At 33.9% G+C, this 17,121-nt stretch carries 22 protein-coding genes; 8 read left to right on the forward strand and 14 right to left on the reverse strand.

Features of this window, described 5'->3' with window-relative positions; all coding sequences use genetic code 11:
• The first annotated feature begins 50 nt into the window (after positions 1-50).
• A complete protein-coding gene (locus tag HS5_RS05095) occupies positions 51-1,622 on the forward strand; it encodes a GTP-binding protein (protein ID WP_236753080.1) in 1,572 nt (523 codons plus the stop codon).
• On the opposite strand, the gene HS5_RS05100 is transcribed toward HS5_RS05095, so the two are convergent.
• Both HS5_RS05100 and HS5_RS05105 read right to left on the reverse strand, forming a co-directional pair.
• Positions 1,593-2,006: an SRPBCC domain-containing protein gene (locus HS5_RS05100; protein WP_236753081.1), complete on the reverse strand. Its 414-nt coding sequence runs from the start codon at positions 2,004-2,006 to the stop codon at positions 1,593-1,595. The two genes, HS5_RS05095 and HS5_RS05100, sit on opposite strands and share 30 nt — an antisense overlap.
• A complete protein-coding gene (locus tag HS5_RS05105) occupies positions 2,003-2,422 on the reverse strand; it encodes an SRPBCC domain-containing protein (protein ID WP_236753082.1) in 420 nt (139 codons plus the stop codon). Before HS5_RS05105 ends, HS5_RS05100 begins: the two co-directional genes overlap by 4 nt.
• Before the next feature lie 35 nt (positions 2,423-2,457).
• On the opposite strand from HS5_RS05105, the gene HS5_RS05110 reads away from it, so the two are divergent.
• Positions 2,458-3,015 (forward strand): nucleotidyltransferase family protein, encoded by a 558-nt coding sequence (locus HS5_RS05110; RefSeq protein ID WP_236753083.1) that lies wholly within the window; start codon positions 2,458-2,460, stop codon positions 3,013-3,015.
• On the opposite strand, the gene cutC is transcribed toward HS5_RS05110, so the two are convergent.
• The 7 genes from cutC to HS5_RS05145 are packed head-to-tail and all read right to left on the reverse strand — an operon-like array spanning position 2,981 to position 6,879.
• Entirely contained in the window at positions 2,981-3,472 is a 492-nt protein-coding gene (gene cutC / locus HS5_RS05115; RefSeq protein WP_236753084.1) for a glyceraldehyde dehydrogenase subunit gamma, read from the reverse strand. The genes HS5_RS05110 and cutC overlap by 35 nt on opposite strands.
• A gap of 5 nt (positions 3,473-3,477) precedes the next feature.
• Positions 3,478-4,311, reverse strand: coding sequence for a glyceraldehyde dehydrogenase subunit beta (cutB, locus tag HS5_RS05120; protein WP_236753085.1), 834 nt, complete (start codon positions 4,309-4,311; stop codon positions 3,478-3,480).
• A gap of 31 nt (positions 4,312-4,342) precedes the next feature.
• Positions 4,343-4,483: a YHS domain-containing protein gene (locus HS5_RS05125; protein WP_236753086.1), complete on the reverse strand. Its 141-nt coding sequence runs from the start codon at positions 4,481-4,483 to the stop codon at positions 4,343-4,345.
• Positions 4,484-4,490: 7 nt separating this feature from the next.
• Positions 4,491-5,216 carry a uroporphyrinogen-III C-methyltransferase gene (cobA, locus tag HS5_RS05130; protein ID WP_236753087.1) on the reverse strand — a complete coding sequence of 242 codons (726 nt, stop codon included), beginning with the start codon at positions 5,214-5,216 and terminating at the stop codon, positions 4,491-4,493.
• A gap of 18 nt (positions 5,217-5,234) precedes the next feature.
• Complete coding sequence (locus HS5_RS05135) at positions 5,235-5,822, reverse strand: hypothetical protein (protein ID WP_236753088.1); 588 nt, start codon at positions 5,820-5,822, stop codon at positions 5,235-5,237.
• A 3-nt stretch (positions 5,823-5,825) separates the two neighbouring features.
• Positions 5,826-6,065 carry a hypothetical protein gene (locus HS5_RS05140; RefSeq protein WP_236753089.1) on the reverse strand — a complete coding sequence of 80 codons (240 nt, stop codon included), beginning with the start codon at positions 6,063-6,065 and terminating at the stop codon, positions 5,826-5,828.
• 1 nt (position 6,066) lies between these two features.
• Complete coding sequence (locus HS5_RS05145) at positions 6,067-6,879, reverse strand: SIS domain-containing protein (RefSeq protein ID WP_236753090.1); 813 nt, start codon at positions 6,877-6,879, stop codon at positions 6,067-6,069.
• A 56-nt stretch (positions 6,880-6,935) separates the two neighbouring features.
• Here HS5_RS05145 and HS5_RS05150 point away from each other — a divergent pair, with 56 nt between their 5' ends.
• The 5 genes from HS5_RS05150 to HS5_RS05170 are packed head-to-tail and all read left to right on the forward strand — an operon-like array spanning position 6,936 to position 11,367.
• Positions 6,936-8,060, forward strand: coding sequence for an amidohydrolase (locus HS5_RS05150; protein WP_236753091.1), 1,125 nt, complete (start codon positions 6,936-6,938; stop codon positions 8,058-8,060).
• Positions 8,038-8,784, forward strand: coding sequence for a class I SAM-dependent methyltransferase family protein (locus HS5_RS05155; protein WP_236753092.1), 747 nt, complete (start codon positions 8,038-8,040; stop codon positions 8,782-8,784). The genes HS5_RS05150 and HS5_RS05155 overlap by 23 nt, the downstream gene beginning before the upstream one ends.
• 28 nt (positions 8,785-8,812) lie before the next feature.
• Positions 8,813-9,037 (forward strand): hypothetical protein, encoded by a 225-nt coding sequence (locus tag HS5_RS05160; protein ID WP_236753093.1) that lies wholly within the window; start codon positions 8,813-8,815, stop codon positions 9,035-9,037.
• A gap of 39 nt (positions 9,038-9,076) precedes the next feature.
• Positions 9,077-10,363 carry a glutamine synthetase family protein gene (locus HS5_RS05165; protein WP_236753094.1) on the forward strand — a complete coding sequence of 429 codons (1,287 nt, stop codon included), beginning with the start codon at positions 9,077-9,079 and terminating at the stop codon, positions 10,361-10,363.
• Positions 10,363-11,367, forward strand: a complete 1,005-nt coding sequence (locus HS5_RS05170; protein WP_236753095.1) for an alcohol dehydrogenase catalytic domain-containing protein — start codon at positions 10,363-10,365, stop codon at positions 11,365-11,367. Before HS5_RS05165 ends, HS5_RS05170 begins: the two co-directional genes overlap by 1 nt.
• Here HS5_RS05170 and rtcA read toward each other — a convergent pair.
• Positions 11,354-12,361 carry an RNA 3'-terminal phosphate cyclase gene (gene rtcA / locus HS5_RS05175; RefSeq protein WP_236753096.1) on the reverse strand — a complete coding sequence of 336 codons (1,008 nt, stop codon included), beginning with the start codon at positions 12,359-12,361 and terminating at the stop codon, positions 11,354-11,356. The genes HS5_RS05170 and rtcA overlap by 14 nt on opposite strands.
• A gap of 13 nt (positions 12,362-12,374) precedes the next feature.
• Between rtcA and HS5_RS05180 the strand changes: the two genes are divergently transcribed.
• A complete protein-coding gene (locus HS5_RS05180) occupies positions 12,375-12,815 on the forward strand; it encodes a hypothetical protein (RefSeq protein WP_236753097.1) in 441 nt (146 codons plus the stop codon).
• Here the strand turns inward: HS5_RS05180 and HS5_RS05185 are convergent.
• The 4 genes from HS5_RS05185 to HS5_RS05200 all read right to left on the reverse strand — a co-directional run bounded on the left by HS5_RS05185 (position 12,789) and on the right by HS5_RS05200 (position 17,056).
• Complete coding sequence (locus HS5_RS05185; RefSeq protein ID WP_236753098.1) at positions 12,789-13,853, reverse strand: DNA polymerase IV; 1,065 nt, start codon at positions 13,851-13,853, stop codon at positions 12,789-12,791. The two genes, HS5_RS05180 and HS5_RS05185, sit on opposite strands and share 27 nt — an antisense overlap.
• Complete coding sequence (locus tag HS5_RS05190) at positions 13,850-14,698, reverse strand: carbohydrate kinase family protein (RefSeq protein WP_236753099.1); 849 nt, start codon at positions 14,696-14,698, stop codon at positions 13,850-13,852. Before HS5_RS05190 ends, HS5_RS05185 begins: the two co-directional genes overlap by 4 nt.
• A 442-nt stretch (positions 14,699-15,140) precedes the next feature.
• Complete coding sequence (locus tag HS5_RS05195; protein WP_236753100.1) at positions 15,141-15,656, reverse strand: CoA pyrophosphatase; 516 nt, start codon at positions 15,654-15,656, stop codon at positions 15,141-15,143.
• Positions 15,620-17,056 carry an L-aspartate oxidase gene (locus tag HS5_RS05200; protein WP_236753101.1) on the reverse strand — a complete coding sequence of 479 codons (1,437 nt, stop codon included), beginning with the start codon at positions 17,054-17,056 and terminating at the stop codon, positions 15,620-15,622. The genes HS5_RS05195 and HS5_RS05200 overlap by 37 nt, the downstream gene beginning before the upstream one ends.
• Positions 17,057-17,121 lie beyond the last annotated feature (65 nt).

Below are 17,121 nucleotides of genomic sequence, written 5' to 3' on the forward strand. Positions count from 1 at the left end.
AAAGCTTATTTGGTAGTTTCTACATATATTATATTGAGTAAAGTGGTGAAATGAAGCTTCCACGAGAGAATGATATAGGAAAAATAGAATATAAACTTATTCTATCAGACATATCAGAAGAGCGACTGCAAGAACTAGCAACTCAAATGAAGTACAGGGTTGAGGAAGGTGGAGGAGAAGCAATATACGTAATAGGCGTAAGTGACGACGGCGATGTAATAGGTCTAAATAAAGATGATTTAGAGCGCACAATAGATGTATTAGAAAAAATAGCTAAAATGATAAATTCCAAGATAGTACATAAAAGAATTGTAGAAATAAGAAAAGATAAGTATGTCGCAGAATTATTAATAAGATTACATAAGAATGATCTGCCTATTCAAGTTAATATAGCGGTAATGGGCCACGTGAATGCAGGAAAAAGTACTGTAACTGGAACACTAATTTTAGGAAAACTTGATGACGGTAATGGAGCTTTACGTGCAATGATAGCTAGGTATCTTCATGAGGTAATAAGTGGAAGAACTTCATCAATAACCTTGAGAATATTAGGTTTTGATGATGAAGGAAGAGTAGTAAATCATAATTGTAGAGATCCTATGGATGAAGCAGAAGTTACTATTAAGAGTTCCAAAATAATAAGGTTAATAGATCTAGGAGGGCATGAGAGATACTTAAGGACTACGTTAAAAGGATTAATGGGATATGAAACAGATTATGTTATGTTAGTTGTAGGTAGTGATGACGGATTAAGTATAATGGGAAAAGAACATCTTGCTGTCGCATCAGTTCTTAAGTATCCTGTATTCATTGTTATAACCAAAGTAGATAAATTCCCTAAAGAGAGAGTAAACCAAATAATAAATGACGTGAAAAACGTGCTTAAGATACCTGGAATAAACAGATTCGTAATGGAAGTGAATGATGAGGACGACTTATTGAACGCAATAATAGGTGTAAAAACTGGAAGAGTTGTTCCAATATTCAAAGTATCTAACGTTAGCGGAGAAGGTATAGGATTACTTGAGAAATTCCTTTACTTTCTACCACCAAGAAAATTATTAACTCAATCAAACGACACATTAGTATACATTGACGAAATATATAATGTAAGTGGAGTAGGCCCTGTAGTCTTAGGCTCTATAGTAAGAGGAAAAGTTAGACCTAATGATACGGTATATGTAGGCCCAGATGAGGGCGGAGAGTTTTTACAAGCTAAAGTGAAAAGCATTCAAATTAATAGAGTATTTGTAGATGAGGCTAATCAAGGTAGTATAGCAACTTTTGCAATACAAGGTGTAAATAGGGAAATATTAAGGAAAGGTATGATATTAGCAGAAAATAATAAACCAAAAGCTACGCAGAACTTCACAGCAAAGATAATAGTACTTCATCATCCTACTACAATAAAAGAAGGTTATGTAGCTACGCTTCACCTATACACAATAAGACAAGCTGTGAAATTTGAGAAAATAGCAATAGGACTCTTAAGAACAGGAGAATCATCAGAAGTCGAATTAAAATTTCTTTATAGACCGGAATATCTTGAAAAAGGACAGATTTTCATATTTAGGGAAGGAAGAACAAGAGGATTAGGAGTTATTACTGGAATTAATAGTTGAAACAGAGCAAGAAATTATTTGTCTTGTCAACTCTTTAGCTTGTTTAGTTATAGTATTCTCTAAAGCTTTAGCAAGACTTCCAGTTAAACCGTATTCAGCCTCCCAAGTTAATATATGATCGCCTACTGTTACTACAGTACTTATCGTAACTACTATTCCAGGGCCTTTAACTTCTATTTTATCAAACACCTTATTACCATCAACTCTATGCTCGACTACTGTACCTTGAACTTCAACACTAAGAGGACCAATCTTAACAGATGCGTAAAATTCCTTATCGTTTATTTTACTTATTCCGGGAGTACATTTCAAAAGATTCTCATAATTGCTAAGAAATTGTAAAGCTTTATCTTTATTTGATATTTTCTCTTCTCCAGATATCATGATGATTCCACCTTTTTCTTTATACAGTCAAAAAGTTGATTTAATATCTTATTTAATGCCGGTTCCATTAATCTGGCACCTGCAGAAGCTAATATTCCACTGACGTTAACGTCTGCAGTATAATTAATTTTACCATCTTCAACTCCAATTTTAGCGTTTATATTCACATTACTATTCATTCCATTCCCTTGAGCGTCTAAATCAAATCCGTCATCACTTCTCTTCATTTTCACTTTCGCAGTATAATCTCCTTTTATAAATCCTATTCCTGCAGTACCTTTTACGATGTAATTTTCGCCATCTTTTTTGATATCTTTAATTCCAGGAAAGCAAGAAGCTACAAGCTCTACATTTCCAATTATATTTAAAATCGCTTCCTTCTTAGCGTTAACTTCAATACTTCCTTGATAACGCATAAACTACTTTATTCTTAATAACTTATATATCTTTAATGAAAATTGGAGCAGTGATTTTAGCAGCTGGCGAGGGCAGAAGATTCGGCAAAAATAAACTTCTTGAGAAAATAAACGGAAAGACGATTATAGAACATGTATTAAGTAACGTAGACATGGAAAGAGCAATCATAGTAGGAAAATATGCCCAAGAGCTGTTTCCGTATCTTAAAAATGAAATAGTAATTTATAATCCTAAATGGATGGAAGGAATATCTACTAGTATCAAACTGGGATTAAGGTTTTTCCAAAACTATGACGGAGTTCTCATAGCACTTGGAGATATGCCATTCGTAAAAACGGAAGATATCCATAAGATAATAGATTCCTTTAATTCTGAGTGCAATGCGATAATTCCTACATATAAAGAAACTTGGGGAAATCCTGTAATTTTAAGTAAAAAAATCTTTGACAAAGTAATGGAAATAAATGGAGATGTAGGAGCTAAAAAAATTTTAAAAAATATGAAAAATTTGTGTTTTGTAGAATGTAGTAAAGGAGTTATTATTGATATAGATACTATTAATGACCTTTTAACTTTTGAGAAGCCTCCTTAACTGCTTCTATAATATTGTGATAGCCCGTACATCTACATAAATTCCCAGATAGCCCTTCTTTTATCTCGTCCTCTGAAGGAGAAGGATTCTGAGAGAGTAGCCAATAGCTCTGCATTATCATTCCTGGAGTACAATAACCGCACTGAAGTGCATGCTTATCCCAAAATGCCTCTTGAATAGGATGCAATTTACCGTCCTTTATTAATCCTTCTACAGTAAGTATTTCACTACCATCTGCTTCAACGGCTAAAATTGTACAAGATTTGACAGATTTACCGTTCATTATTACAGTGCATGCCCCACAATTACTCGTATCGCAGCCTATGTGAACACTGGTAAAGCCTAAATCTCTAAGTACATGAACTAGCAGTTTTCTCGGTTCTACTTCTGTTTCATAATCATTTCCATTAATTTTAAGGTGAATCTTCACTTTATCATCTTTTTCTATTACCTTCATTACAATCACCTCTTTAAAGCATCTAGAATTGCTCTCTTTGTCATAACTTTAGTAGCCTTCCTTTTATACTCTGCACTTCCCCTTATATCGGATGTCGGATTAGACTCATCCGCAACTTCTTGAGCTATTTTATCAATAATTTCATCGTTAATTTTCCTGCCCTTAATCATTTCTTCTGCAACTTGAGATCTATATGCCTTATTATTTACTCCAGTAACTCCGATTCTAAAATCTTCAACTTCATCACCATTAGTTTTTATTAATACTGCGACGCCAACTATTGCAAAATCTCCAGCTTTTCTCTCCAACTTCTGATAAGAGTACTTATAACTACTCACGTCAGGAATGGAAACCTCAGTAACTACCTCCCCTTGAGATAGGTCTGGCGTAAACATATCCTTATCAAATAGAGAGAACTCTTCTGTTCTTTCTCCAGAAGGACCTTTAATCTTTACTTTTGCATTAAGTACTAAAAGTGCTGCAGGATAGTCTGCTGAAGGATCTAATTGTGAAATACTTCCTCCTATTGTTCCCATGTTTCTTACTTGAGGATCTCCGATTTTTGAGGCAACTTCGCTTAATAACGGAATTTGAGCTTTGGATACTTCATAATGTGTAACTGTTGCTCCTATTTTGTACTCCTCTTTTTTATCTAAATAATGAAGTTCTTTAAGTTTGGTTATGTCGACCAAATAAGAAGGCCTAACTATTCTAAGTTTCATCATAGGTATTAAGCTATGACCTCCAGCAAGAATTTTAGCGTCATCGTGAGCCTTTAGAAATTCTATAACTTCACTTAGACTGTCGGGAATTACATAACCTGTTTTTGGTGGATACATATCTTCTTCTCTTTAACTTATTATTTATCTTTTACTTATTCTTTACAAACTTTTCTGGATTCTTTTTAAATTCAGCCATACACATAGGACTGCAGAAGTAATAAGTTATACCTTTGTAAACATATTTATAATTAGTATTATTGACCTCTTCTCCACAGACTGGATCTTTCATAGTTAAATTATGAGAATTTCCACAATTTATTTCTTAATTTTATAACTTCGCCTATTATTATGACTGCAGGAGACGAGATACCTTCAGATATTACTGTTTCTTTCAATTTACTTAATGTAGTTAAAGTTACCTTCTGGGAAGGAAGCGTACCGTTTTGTATTATAGCTACCGGACATTCTGGGCTTCTAATTTTCTCTAACGCTTCTTGTAGCTCTTCTATTTTATTAACTCCCATCAATACTATCAGCGTTCCTTTTTTTGGAATATAATCCAGGTCGATTATTTTATTTCCAGCTCTAGTTCCAGAAATTACCGTAAACCCAGAAGAATACCATCTACTAGTTACCGGGATTCCAGCGTAAGCAGGAACTCCAATAGCACTGCTAATTCCAGGTATGACCTCACAAGGTATGCCTTGTTCCATTACATATTTACACTCTTCTTCTCCTCTGCCAAAAACGTAAGGATCTCCTCCTTTTAGTCTAACCACTATCTTACCTTCTTTTGCCTTTTCAACTAGAGTGGAATTTATCTTCTCTTGGAGATCAGCTTCTCCTAAGCCTTTGCCCAAATAAATTAGTTCTGATTTTGATTTGCATTCTTTTAAAATCTCTTTAGAAACTAATCTATCGTATATTACGACATCAGCTTGTTTGAGTATTTTCAAACCTTTTATTGTTATTAATTCTGGATCTCCCGGACCCGCACCTACTAGGTAAACCTTGCCTTTCATTTTTGAGAACCTTGACACTCAAATAGCGTTTACCTTTTTAATAATATATATCGCAAATAAAATACCCTCAGAAAATTTTACAATATAAACGAAACCCAAGACGTGATCTAAAAGGCTGTTTTGCGAAATATTGTACATTACCGAATAAATGTAGAGAAGCATTACATAAAATATATCTGCGGCAAAACCTAAACTGTAAATTATTATCTTTTCCATGAATTTTAATGAAGGAATTAAGTAACCTGCTATGAAACCACCTATAAAATCTGAAATAAAAGCACCGAAATAGAGAACTGGAAGATTTTGAGCTATCCTAAAAACAAAGGGCGTCAACCAAAAGGTTATTAAGAAGACTGAAACTGTAAAGCCTATCCAAGATTTATTTCTTATTAGTAATGAAGTTACTGGAACCAAAGAGTCCTCAAATTCTACAAATTTATCTTTAGGAGTATACCTATTTATCACGTACCATCCTAATAAAGCTCCAGAAAATACTGGTCCTTGATAGGAAAGTAACTTATCTAAAGGATCTCCAATAATATAAATTACTCCAGAGATACCTGCAAAAATGATAGCTAGATACTTCGCTAAATCTAATTTGTCCATACGTTATGGTAAGTAAACAGTATATATAACCTTATCTTCATTGAATTCTTTATTCAATATTTTAACACCTTTCTCTTGCATTGCCATCGCCCACATTTCCACTTGATCAGCTTGAACTCCTTGTAATGCAATTATTTTAACCTCTTGGTTACCTCCAATTTCTAACCAGAACTTCATTAAAGACACTGAAGGAGTATTTGATCCGCAACCTCCAGATTGTTTAGTTAAGTCTAGCTCCTTCATATCAGTATATCATTGTTGAACTGATATTTAATGTTTCCTTGTCTTCTAAGAAGTAAATTTTGTTCCAGCCCTTTGACTTCATTGTATAAATTAATGATTTTAATAAAGTCCTTAAATTACAGAATGCGCCTTCACATTCCGTTAAATTGATGTTCATTAATTTCTTTATAGTTTTTTCCCTCTCATCTCCTGAGGAGAAAACTACAACTTCTCTCGACCTTGAAGAAAATATTGGAGAATGAAAGAATTGCTCTAATCGCTCAAAATTTGAACTCCAACCAAATATTTCAGCTAGTTTCAGATAAGCAAAGTAAGCAATACCGTAATTTTCTCCCTTACCTATAAAGAACGCTTTATCTTCTAAAATAATTTCCTTATCGCGACCTTTATCCTCTTCAACTCCTGCAATCTTGTATAATGCACTTAAGGACATCATGAATGATAATGTTCCAGGTAGAACGCGCTTAGGCTTATAAGGTAAATTAATAACTTCATCTGCAAGTTTTGCAAGTTCAGAATTAGGGTTCGCAGTTATCACGTATATCTTAGTCCTACCTTTAAATTTTCTTGCAAGGCTTATATTTGACTTAGGTTTGCCCGAAACTGAAACTATAATAAGGGGCTTATTTATATTCATCCATAAAGCATCATAAGGATCTATCGCCCTAAACTTTCCTTTTGTTTTTCCCTCTATAACTAAGGAAGCAGCGAACGAATCTCCTGCACCGGTAACGTAAGCTTCTCCCAATCTTACGTCAGTGTTTACTGTGTAATTTTGACTTATCTCTTCTTCTATGTCTTCTATGATTTCCATTTTACCTTCGAATAATAGACAGTTATAAATTATATTTAACTCATAATTTACATGAGTTGAAGATCCTTATAAAAGCAGGAATAGCCTTTATAAAAGATTCCGCACCAGTGCCCAATGCATATTTAGGTGTAAATGATGGGAAAATAGAGGCAGTATCAAGAAGGGAATTAGAAGGCTACGATGATGCTGAATTAATAGTAGGAGGCTTTGATAGACTGGTTTCTCCAGGCTTTATAACAACACAGAGTTTTATTCAGTTGTACCCTTTCAGATATAGAATATTCTCTGGTAAAGCTAATCCTAATGATTTAATATCAACGATATCTAGTAAGGACGCCTATTATTTCTCTTTGCTAGGGGCATACCACTTACTTAGATCTGGAGTAACTACTGTTGTGGTAACTGAACCTTTCGTAGAACAAGCCGCAAGAGCTGCAAAAACTGTGGGACTAAGGCCTATAGTTTCTGCAGAAATAGGTTGCAATTGGATGAAAGGTGATTGGAAGAAAAACTTTGAAAGCTTATACAGTAAATGGATATCTAAGGACGAGAGCGGAATAGTATTGAAAATATGCGATGAGGATGAAGCAGAAGAAGCTATGAGTATCTCAAGTGAATATAAATTGCCAATATTAGTTGATAGGAACGTTAACTTAGAAAGAATAAATAACGTTTCGCCTTATACTATAGCCTTAGGTGGAGGAAGTAGAAAAGACCTTGAGAAAATAAGGAAGAATAACTTGAGCTTAGCTTTTACTCCGAGTTTAGAGATTTGTAAATTCACTTTAGGAGCATATAAACCTTCTATATCAATAGATTTAACTCCAAAATTCGATATTAGAAACGAGATAGGCGTAGCAACATCACGTCTTCTCTTAACTGCAGAAGAATCATTCAAAGCAGTAACGGAGTGGGGATATTCTCAATTGAAAATAAGCGGTGGAATTTCCGTTGGAAATACTACTGATATTCTGATCTTTGAAGTTAACGAACCTCCATCCTATCCTATAGATAAGGAATCGCCTTATGAGAGTTTAATTTATTCCTCATATTCTTTAGAAACCGTAATAGTTAATGGAGAAGCAGTGCTTGATGGAGGAGTTCCATTAAACGTCGGAACAAAAGACATAGAAGAGGCAAATAGAAAGGTAGAAGAAATTGGAAAAGTGGAAAAAAATTGAGATTGTAGGAGATATAGCAATAATAGGGATTCCTTTCAATAAAGAGCCCGAAGATTTGAAGAGTTATGCCAAGGAAATTTTAGATAAGCATCCTTACGTAAAATCCGTATGGGGAAGATATAGGGATACAAAAGGGGATTTTAGGTTACCATCATTTTATCATATTTTAGGAGAAAAGAGGAGCGAAACTATTTACAAAGAATATGGATGTGAGTATTATTTAGATTTCACTAAAGTATTTTTCTCCTCCAAACTTTCTTTTGAGCATTTAAGAGTTGCCAGAGAGGTAAAAAAGGGAGAAATAATAATAAACATGTTTGCTGGATATGGGCCATTTTCAATTTTATCCGCAAAACTTGGAAAGCCTAAAATAGTTTATTCTCTAGATATGAATCCATATGCGTATTATTATATGATGGCAAACATTGACTTAAACAAGACTTACAATGTGATACCGATATATGGCGATACATTTAAAAGAATTAATGATTTGGAGAGTGCCGATAGAATTATATCTCCATTACCTGAAAAAGCTGAAGAAGCTTACGAAGTTGCTTTACAAAAAATTAAGCCCGGAGGAGTAATTCACCTCTTCATTGAAATAGAAACTAAGGAAGATCCTGTTAAAGAGGCTATGAAAATTTATCCTAAAGCTTTTTTTGGCAGAATAGTTAGGAGCGTAAAACCTTTTAAATATCACATTATATTGGACATCAAAGCTTAAAATAGTCTAAGTATAACATATTTTCTTAATGATTGATTTAGAAATAATGAGATTAGGTTATATGGCTTCTCAAAAGAAGAGGATAGAGATAGGAAACTACATTATAAAATTCCATAGGCGAAAAGTTAAGGATACAGATTATATGTATTCTATTGAAGTTTATTTTAGAGGAGAATTAAAACATAGGGGATTTTTTACCGAATACCAAAACGCTGTCATGTATGCTGGAAAAATAATGTACGCTTTACTTTAATATTTATATTTTACAAATCCTTTTTTCAGTCGATAGAATTTGATTAAGGACGAGTTACTTGAAATTTTGAAATCTGGAAAAGTAGATTATGTAAGAGTAGAATTCATTGATTTACTAGGTAACGTTAGAGAAAGATCTTTAAGAAGAGCCGAGTTTGAAAACTTAATATTAAAAGATGCAGGTCTACCGTATCCAGAAAGCTTACTCATGTTAGATTATACAGACTCTCCAATAAAGCTTAGATATGGGGACGTTTTGGCAATACCAGATTCATCTACATTCATCATTTTACCTTACTTGGAGAGAACTGCAAGAGTTCTTTCATATATTACTTTACCGGATTTAACGCCTTCACCATTTTGCAGTAGAGGATTACTCAAGAGGGCTATAGATAAGTTAGAAGAAAAAGGACTTTCAATTCAAGTATCATTTGAACCTACATTTTATCTGGTAAAAGAAAATGAGAACGAAATATCTCCTGCAGATGACTCAAAAGCATTTTCTCCAGAAGGACTAATGGAGGAACAAAATTTTCTTAGAGATGTTATAAAATACTTAGAGAGTGTGGAAGTTCAAGTGGAGACAATAAATAAACATTACGGCCCTGCGCAATACGAAATAAGATTTGCAGAAAAGGACGCGTTATCCGCAGCAGATTCTTTAATAACTGCTAGAGAAGTAATAAGGGATTCCGCAAGAATTTATAAGCTGTTCTCAACGTTCATGCCTAAGCCTTTCTCAAATTATCCAAGTAGCAGTATGGATGTGTACTTCAAACTTACCTCAACTGACGGAAAAGATATGATGACCAATATGAACGATAATAAAGGTTTGGGATTAAGCGAAATTGTGTATAATTTCTTTGCAGGAGTACTGGAACACATAGGCAGTATAATGGCTTTTGCTTCACCTACAATAAATTCCTATAAAAGATTTAGAGAAACTGTAACTCCTAGCATATTAGGATTAGGAACTGAAAGGCACTTTATAATCAGAGTACCGAGTAACTTCAAAGATACAAAATCTGTAGAATTTAGATTAGCAGATCCCTTGTCAAACTCATATTTATTACTCTCTGCGATTATATATTCTGGATTAGATGGAATAGAAAGGAAGTTAGATGTAGAACCTAATGTAGAGTTAGGATCATTGCCAAATAATCTGGAAGAAGCGTTACGCAAGCTAGATAATGATAATTATATTAAATACTCAATAGGAGCAGAGCTGGTTTCATCTTACATTGAATTAAAGAACAGAGAGTTAGAGAGTTATAATAATTATATAACTGATTGGGAAGTTAAAGCCTATCTAAAGGCAGGTTGGTAATGAAAGCAGCAGTTCTTGATCAAATAGGCAGGCCATTAAGCATCAAAGATGTCAAAAAACCAGAAGTTAAAGGTAAAGAAATTCTTTTAAAAGTATTAGCTACTGGCCTATGCCACGGAGATTTACATATTATTTTCGGAGAATGGAAGGACGATATACTTGTTAATCCTCCCAGAATATTGGGTCATGAAATTGTAGGAGAAATTACTGAAGATTCTGAGCATTTTAAGAAAGGAGATAAAGTTATAGTATATAACGCATTTGGTTGCGGAACTTGCAAATTCTGCAGAAGAGGATATCCTCAGTTTTGTGAAAAAGTGAAAATCTTAGGAGTTCAAGAAGATGGGGGCTTTGCAGAATACGTTAAAGTGCCGTCAGAAGATAATCTGATAAAGATTGATAACGAGGAGAATCCAATTAAGATTGCACCATTAGCAGATGCAGGAGTTACGGCATACAATTCCGTGAAGAATATAGAAGAAGATAGCAATGTGGCGTTAATAGGAACAGGTTCAGTAAGTATGATTGCATTACAAATATTAAAATCTAAAGGAGTTAAAACTACAGTAGTAGGAAGGAATTCGCTAAAATTAAGTAAAGCGTTAGAGCTTGGTGCTGATAGAATAATCCAAGTAAAGAATTCATATTCTGAAGACTTCTCTGCAAAAATAGGAAGAGAAAAATTTGATTATATCATTGATTACGTAGGTAGTAACGAAACATTAAGAGATATAGTTTGGGCATTAGATAGAATGGGAGAGCTAAGAATAGTAGGAGAATTCGGAGGAGAAATGGAAATCTGGGAACAACTTCTCGTACTTAGAGGGCTTAAAATAAAAGGAATATTGTACGGTACAAAAGATGATATGAGGAATACAGTAAAACTCTATGAAGAAGGCAAAATAAAAACGCTTGCAGTCCCTTATAAATTGGAAGAAATAAATGAAGCAATTGACGATTTATCAAGTGAAAGAATAATAGGAAGAGCTGTTATAATACCTTAAAGGTAAATGGTTTACTCTCTACAATTTCAATCTTCCTATCTTGCATGAACTTCTTTATAATTTCAGCGTTTGTCTTAGCATGCATAGTCAGCATTGCTCCAGTAAATTTGCCTTTATAAAGAGAAGTATAAAGCATAAGCATATCTGACATATGCCTATCTACTCCTGCGTTAGTTTTCAAATCTTCTATTAGTTGAACTGCAGCTTCTTCTCCTACTTTTTCTGCTCTCTTACCTTTTTCTCCTAAAGAGTCTGAACCCATTATACTCTTACCAAAAGCGGCTAGAGTAATTCCAGTACCTTCGCTTTCTCCTTGTCTAATGTCCAAAGATATGTCAACATTAACGTTTAGGAATTTCCTTATCACTTCTTCCGCAGATTTTGCCTGCCTCTCTGCAATGTGAGAAGGCAAAGACGATACATGAGAAATGCCCTTTATTTCCTCAACATTACCAATTTCAGTTATTTCAAATTCTTCTCCCTTTCCAGCAAAGTTGCTCAGCTCTATTATCCCTCCTCCTCTAGGATAATGACCTCTTTTTATTAATTTTATCTCGCCCTGTATTCCTATTTTTCTTAAAATTTCCAAATAAACCATTCTCATGTAATCTATTGTAGGACTTTTAGGAACGTCGGTACCACCTATTATTCGAATTTTTATATTCCTATTGATAATAAGAGGAATTACAGATACTGCTATCAAAGTAACACTTCCTGCAGTTGTCACATCTAATGTGAACTCTCCTTCTTTCTTTATCTCATGAGGAATAAATACAAGCTCTTGAGATCCCAAATAATCTCCCTTAGTTTCTGCAGAGCAAAGCTCTTTCGTTAATTTAACAGCAGACAAATGCTGCCTTTGTAAACCAGGATTTTTCCTCCTAGATCTTATATTATATATCGTAAAAGACTTACCAGTAAGTGCGGAAAGCGTTAATGAAGTCCTTAATATTTCCCCTCCTCCTTCACCGAAAGACCCATCTATTTCAATCATAATTCCTACTTATATGAAGGTCAAAATAAAATCAATACTCAACGTAATAGGTCACGAAGAACTTTACGTTATACCTATTACCTCTAGTGGAAAATATCTTCTAGGTCTGAATTTTTATGAAGATATAGAGGGCGGAAGAGTTGCAAGATTTGTGCTCATTTTAGACAAGTATGGTGAAATAACTTCTACTAAGGTAATAGAAGGAGATAAGGGAGTAGTCTTAGCTGAAGGAATTAAAGAAGATATGGAAAAACTATCTAAAATTATTAAAATAGAGAAAAAGATGATAACCAATAGAATTCCACTCTTCGTGAACATTAAAGTGAAAAACTCTCCAGAAACTCAAGATAGGGGAATTAAAGGCTATGAGAATTATGTTAAACGTTACGGTGAGATACAAGTTTCAAAGCTTACCGGTCAAGTAACGTTAGACGTTATTGAAGAAACTATCTAAAGTTGTAGACTTATATATCTTCCCTAATCTCACACCGACTCTCCTTAACTTTCTTTTATCAGATTTTATTATTTCCTCTAAAAGTTTCTCTGCCTCTAAATATGCCTTATCTTTACCTATACCGAAATTGAAAGTCTTTTCCCTGCTTACTATGTCTAGATCCTCCATTATAGCTACAACAGCTAAAGTTTTAGGAATTCCTCCATTAGACTTAGAATAAGCTTCATCTATAGCTCTCCTTAAATAAGGTAGAATTTCCCTAATATCTCTTGAATTCCTTTTCATTGTAACATATCTCCCTATATGCTTCCTCACCCTTTCTTTTACTGGCTCAGCATATGTATTATCAGCTAAAGAGTAAAGGTAACTTGCCTTAGATCTTCCTATTTCTTCTTTCAATTTGTCAAAATCTATCTTAAGAATATCATATAAATACTTAATTCCCATTTCTTTTAATTTGGAATAAATTGAGTTCCCGACGCCGGGAATTTCTTCTATAGGCAAAGATTTTATAAAACCTCCAATTTCTTCAGGCTTTAGAATTCCCAAACCGTTTGGTTTATGCATTTCGGCTATTATTTTGGCAAAAACCTTATTCGGAGCAATGCCTACTGTTACGGTGATTTTCTCCTTTTCAAGAATTTCATCTTTTATCTTTTTGCCTAACTGATAAGCATCATAGTAATCCTTAACTTTACCAGTGATATCAAGGTATGCCTCATCTATACTAGCTATTTCAATTTTATCGGAATATTTAGAAAGTATTCCATACATTATTCTATCAGAAACTTGTTTATATAGTTCTTTCCTAATAGGCAAGTATATTGCATTAGGAGCTATTTCCTTAGCCTTAGGGATTGGAATGCCGGACTTTATTCCTAACTTTCTAGCTTCATAATTAGCTGTAGCTACTGCACCACTATCCTTAAATCTTCCAGAAAATACACACACTGCAACAGGTTTACCTTTAAGTTGCGGGTTAAGTACTTCTTCAACTTGAGCAAAGAAATAATCAAAGTCAACGAAAAGGACAATCATTTACATTTAACATTAATATTAGCATCTTTTAACTTTTTTACCACCTCCTCTAGCTTAGGAGAACTTATTCCTCCGAGGTTAGTAACTTTCAAGCCAGCAGCAATTGTAGCAAAACGTAAAGAATCTTCTATAGACCGATTATCTATAAAGGAAACATTGAAGGCAGCATCAAACACATCACCTGCCCCAGTAGTATCCATAACTTTAACTTTCATTGCGTTAACTTTACAGTCTTCGTCTCCTATTACTTCTGCACCTTCCTTACCTTTCTTAATTACCACAATCTTTGCATTAGCTTTAGTTTTAAGACTCTCATATTCTTTCTCGTTAACGTAAAGAATATCTACTTCTTCGCCCTCGTACTCAGAAGCATAAGGACCTGGATCGTAGCTTACAATTTTTGCTGAAGGATCTTTATATATGACATCGTTAGAGATAGAGGCATAATGTATTACATCAAACATTCCAGAGTACTTTTTAACATCCTCTAAACTGGGTAACAAAGATTGATCAGTTCTTCTAACTATAGATATTGAACCGTCATCCCTCAAAAGTATTAAAGCCATGTTAGGCTTTTTGTCACATTCTATCAAAAAATCTAATCCAACTCCTTCTTCTGCCAAAGGAGTTAATAATGTAGAGACTAAGGGACTTTTGCCTATTTTTGCTAATAACTTTGCACTATGCCCTAACCTATTTACTGCAACGGAATAGTTAGTTGCTGAACCACCAGGCATGATTTCCATAACATCAGTGTTTATCTTACTATCTACAGAAGGGAAAGCATTAAGCTTAACTATAATATCAATGTTAAACTTGCCTACTGCTAGATGAATTGGCCTCATGGTGTATTAGAATACTTTGCACAAGTTAAAATCAGTTAGCCGCCACATCTTCACAATTCTGTCCCAAAAGTCTTCATCACTAATATTCTATATGGTCCGCGACTATTATTTTTGCTTATATGGATACTGTCGCCGCTGAGCTATAAATTATGCTACTAAACTTAATTCGACTAAAAGTATAAGCTATCTCACGTTTTCTAGACATATATAACTTAATGGCAACACTATCCTTATACATACCAATTTTAAGAGATTAATAAATAAAATTTGGAATAAGTATAAAGATTAAAAATTCGATAATAGAGCAAACTATCCGTTTCTTCAGATTTTAACAAAATTGGAAAAATTTAAAATATAGTGAAAGGAACAATAGAAATATGATTAGATATAATAAGACGTTAAGAGAAGCGTAAACTATGTAAAGGAGTAAGATAAGCTATTATTAAAGTGATGAATGGCCGACGGAACGGATGGATGAAGTATCAGTTGCCGGGCTGAACTTTTCCATGTAATCTCTAATTATTCTATACGTCATTCCCCATATTCTATATTTTTTGTAATAAAAACACTCATCTCCTTTCTTTAGCTCAGAAAAGCTTACCCAAAAATACTTTGCAACTTCATCTTTATCCCTTTTAATTCTTGAAAGACAAGTCTTACCGAGAAATGCTGCTACAGAAATATTAGCATTATGTGGAGAATAATAACCAAGAAAGGTAATTATTTCAGGATCAATACCCGTTTCTTCTTTACACTCTCTTTTAGCTGTGGTTTCACAGCTCTCATTTCCTTCTCTATGTCCTCCAGGTAAAGCCATATCTCCACTCCAAGGATCGTTTGGATTTTCTGATCTTTTTATTAATAAAAATTTATTTTCACAACTAATTAATAAAACTACAGCAGCATCACATTCCATGTTTTTTATTCTGAAACTTGGAAATATATTCTCTTCTTCCATTTATCATCTTTATAAGGATAATCTTCCCTATAATGATTTCCTCTACTTTCAGTTCTCTTGTAAGCTGCGAGTGCAGTTAAATAAGACATTAATACGGAATTAGATTTCTCATCAGTGTTCTTTGTATCTAATGATGAATATATTGAAATTGCTTTATTCAGTTTCTCAGCATTTCTTATTATTCCAACATTCTCCCAATTTATTTCCCTAACTTCATCTATTGATAAGCTCTTGTCACTTTCATTTAATTTTACGTTATCTATTTCTCCATCATCAACATATAATCCTTCCCATTTATCTATATAAAGAGGAATATTAACACCATAAACTAAACCCTCGGCTAAAGAATTACTCGCTAATCTATTTGCTCCGTGAAGACCAGTATCGCTAACTTCTCCTATTGCATATAAGCCTTTGATGTTGCTTTCTCCCCTTATATTAACTCTTATTCCTCCATCTACAAAGTGAGCTCCAGGAAATACTGGTATTTTGAAATTCTTATCTTTACCATGTCTTTTTAAGTATGCGACTAACACTGGAAACTTATTTTCGAAATCTTCAATTTTAGTTAAATCCATGAAAACTTTTCTGCCTTGCAAGTATTCAGTATATATCGCCCTAGATAGTACATCCCTAGGTGCTAGTTCTCCCTTCTCATGATATTTAAATGCGAACCTTTCTCCTTTGTCGTTTATTAAAATTGCTCCTTCTCCTCTTAAAGTTTCAGTCAATAGAAAAGTTTCACCGTCTAAGTTAGTTACTGTAGGATGAAATTGAACAAACTCCATGTCAGCAAGTAAAGCACCGGACCTAAAAGCTATAGCTATTCCATCTCCCGTATTTGTGAATTGATTTGAAGTATATTTCCAGAGGTAAGCATAGCCTCCAGTTGCCAAAATTATTTTGTCTGTTTCAATTTCGCCTCTATTTTTTGTTATGAATCCTTTAACTTCATTATTTTTAGTCCTTATAGCTAGTAATTCATCTTCTTCAATTGGAATATTCAGTTCTCTTGCTTTTGCCATTAAAAAATCGTATACATCCCTCCCGGTTTCATCTGTTTTGTGCAAAACTCTTCTCCTGGAATGACCTCCTTCTAACCTTAAGTCCTTGGCAAAATCAAATCCCCATTCTTCTAAAGTTCTAACTGCTTTAGGAGCTTCTGAAGTAATGTAATTTACTGCCCTCTCATCAGATAAGCCATCTCCCACTCTAAGCGTATCCTTTGCATGGATTTCTGGAGAGTCGTCATTACCAACTGCTGCTGCGATTCCCCCTTTTGCTATGTAAGTTGATCCTCCGGTTATTTTCTTTGTTATTACTGTTACTTTATGTCCTGCTTTAGTTAAAGAAACTGCGGCCGAAAGCCCAGCTATTCCATTACCAAAAATGTATATCATACGAACACATGTTCGGAGTAATAAAAAAACTTTATTGCCAAAAATTTCACTAAAGAATTTAAAGT

It is taken from the genome of Acidianus sp. HS-5 (assembly GCF_021655615.1).
In the GTDB taxonomy this organism is placed as follows: Archaea; Thermoproteota; Thermoprotei_A; order Sulfolobales; family Sulfolobaceae; genus Acidianus.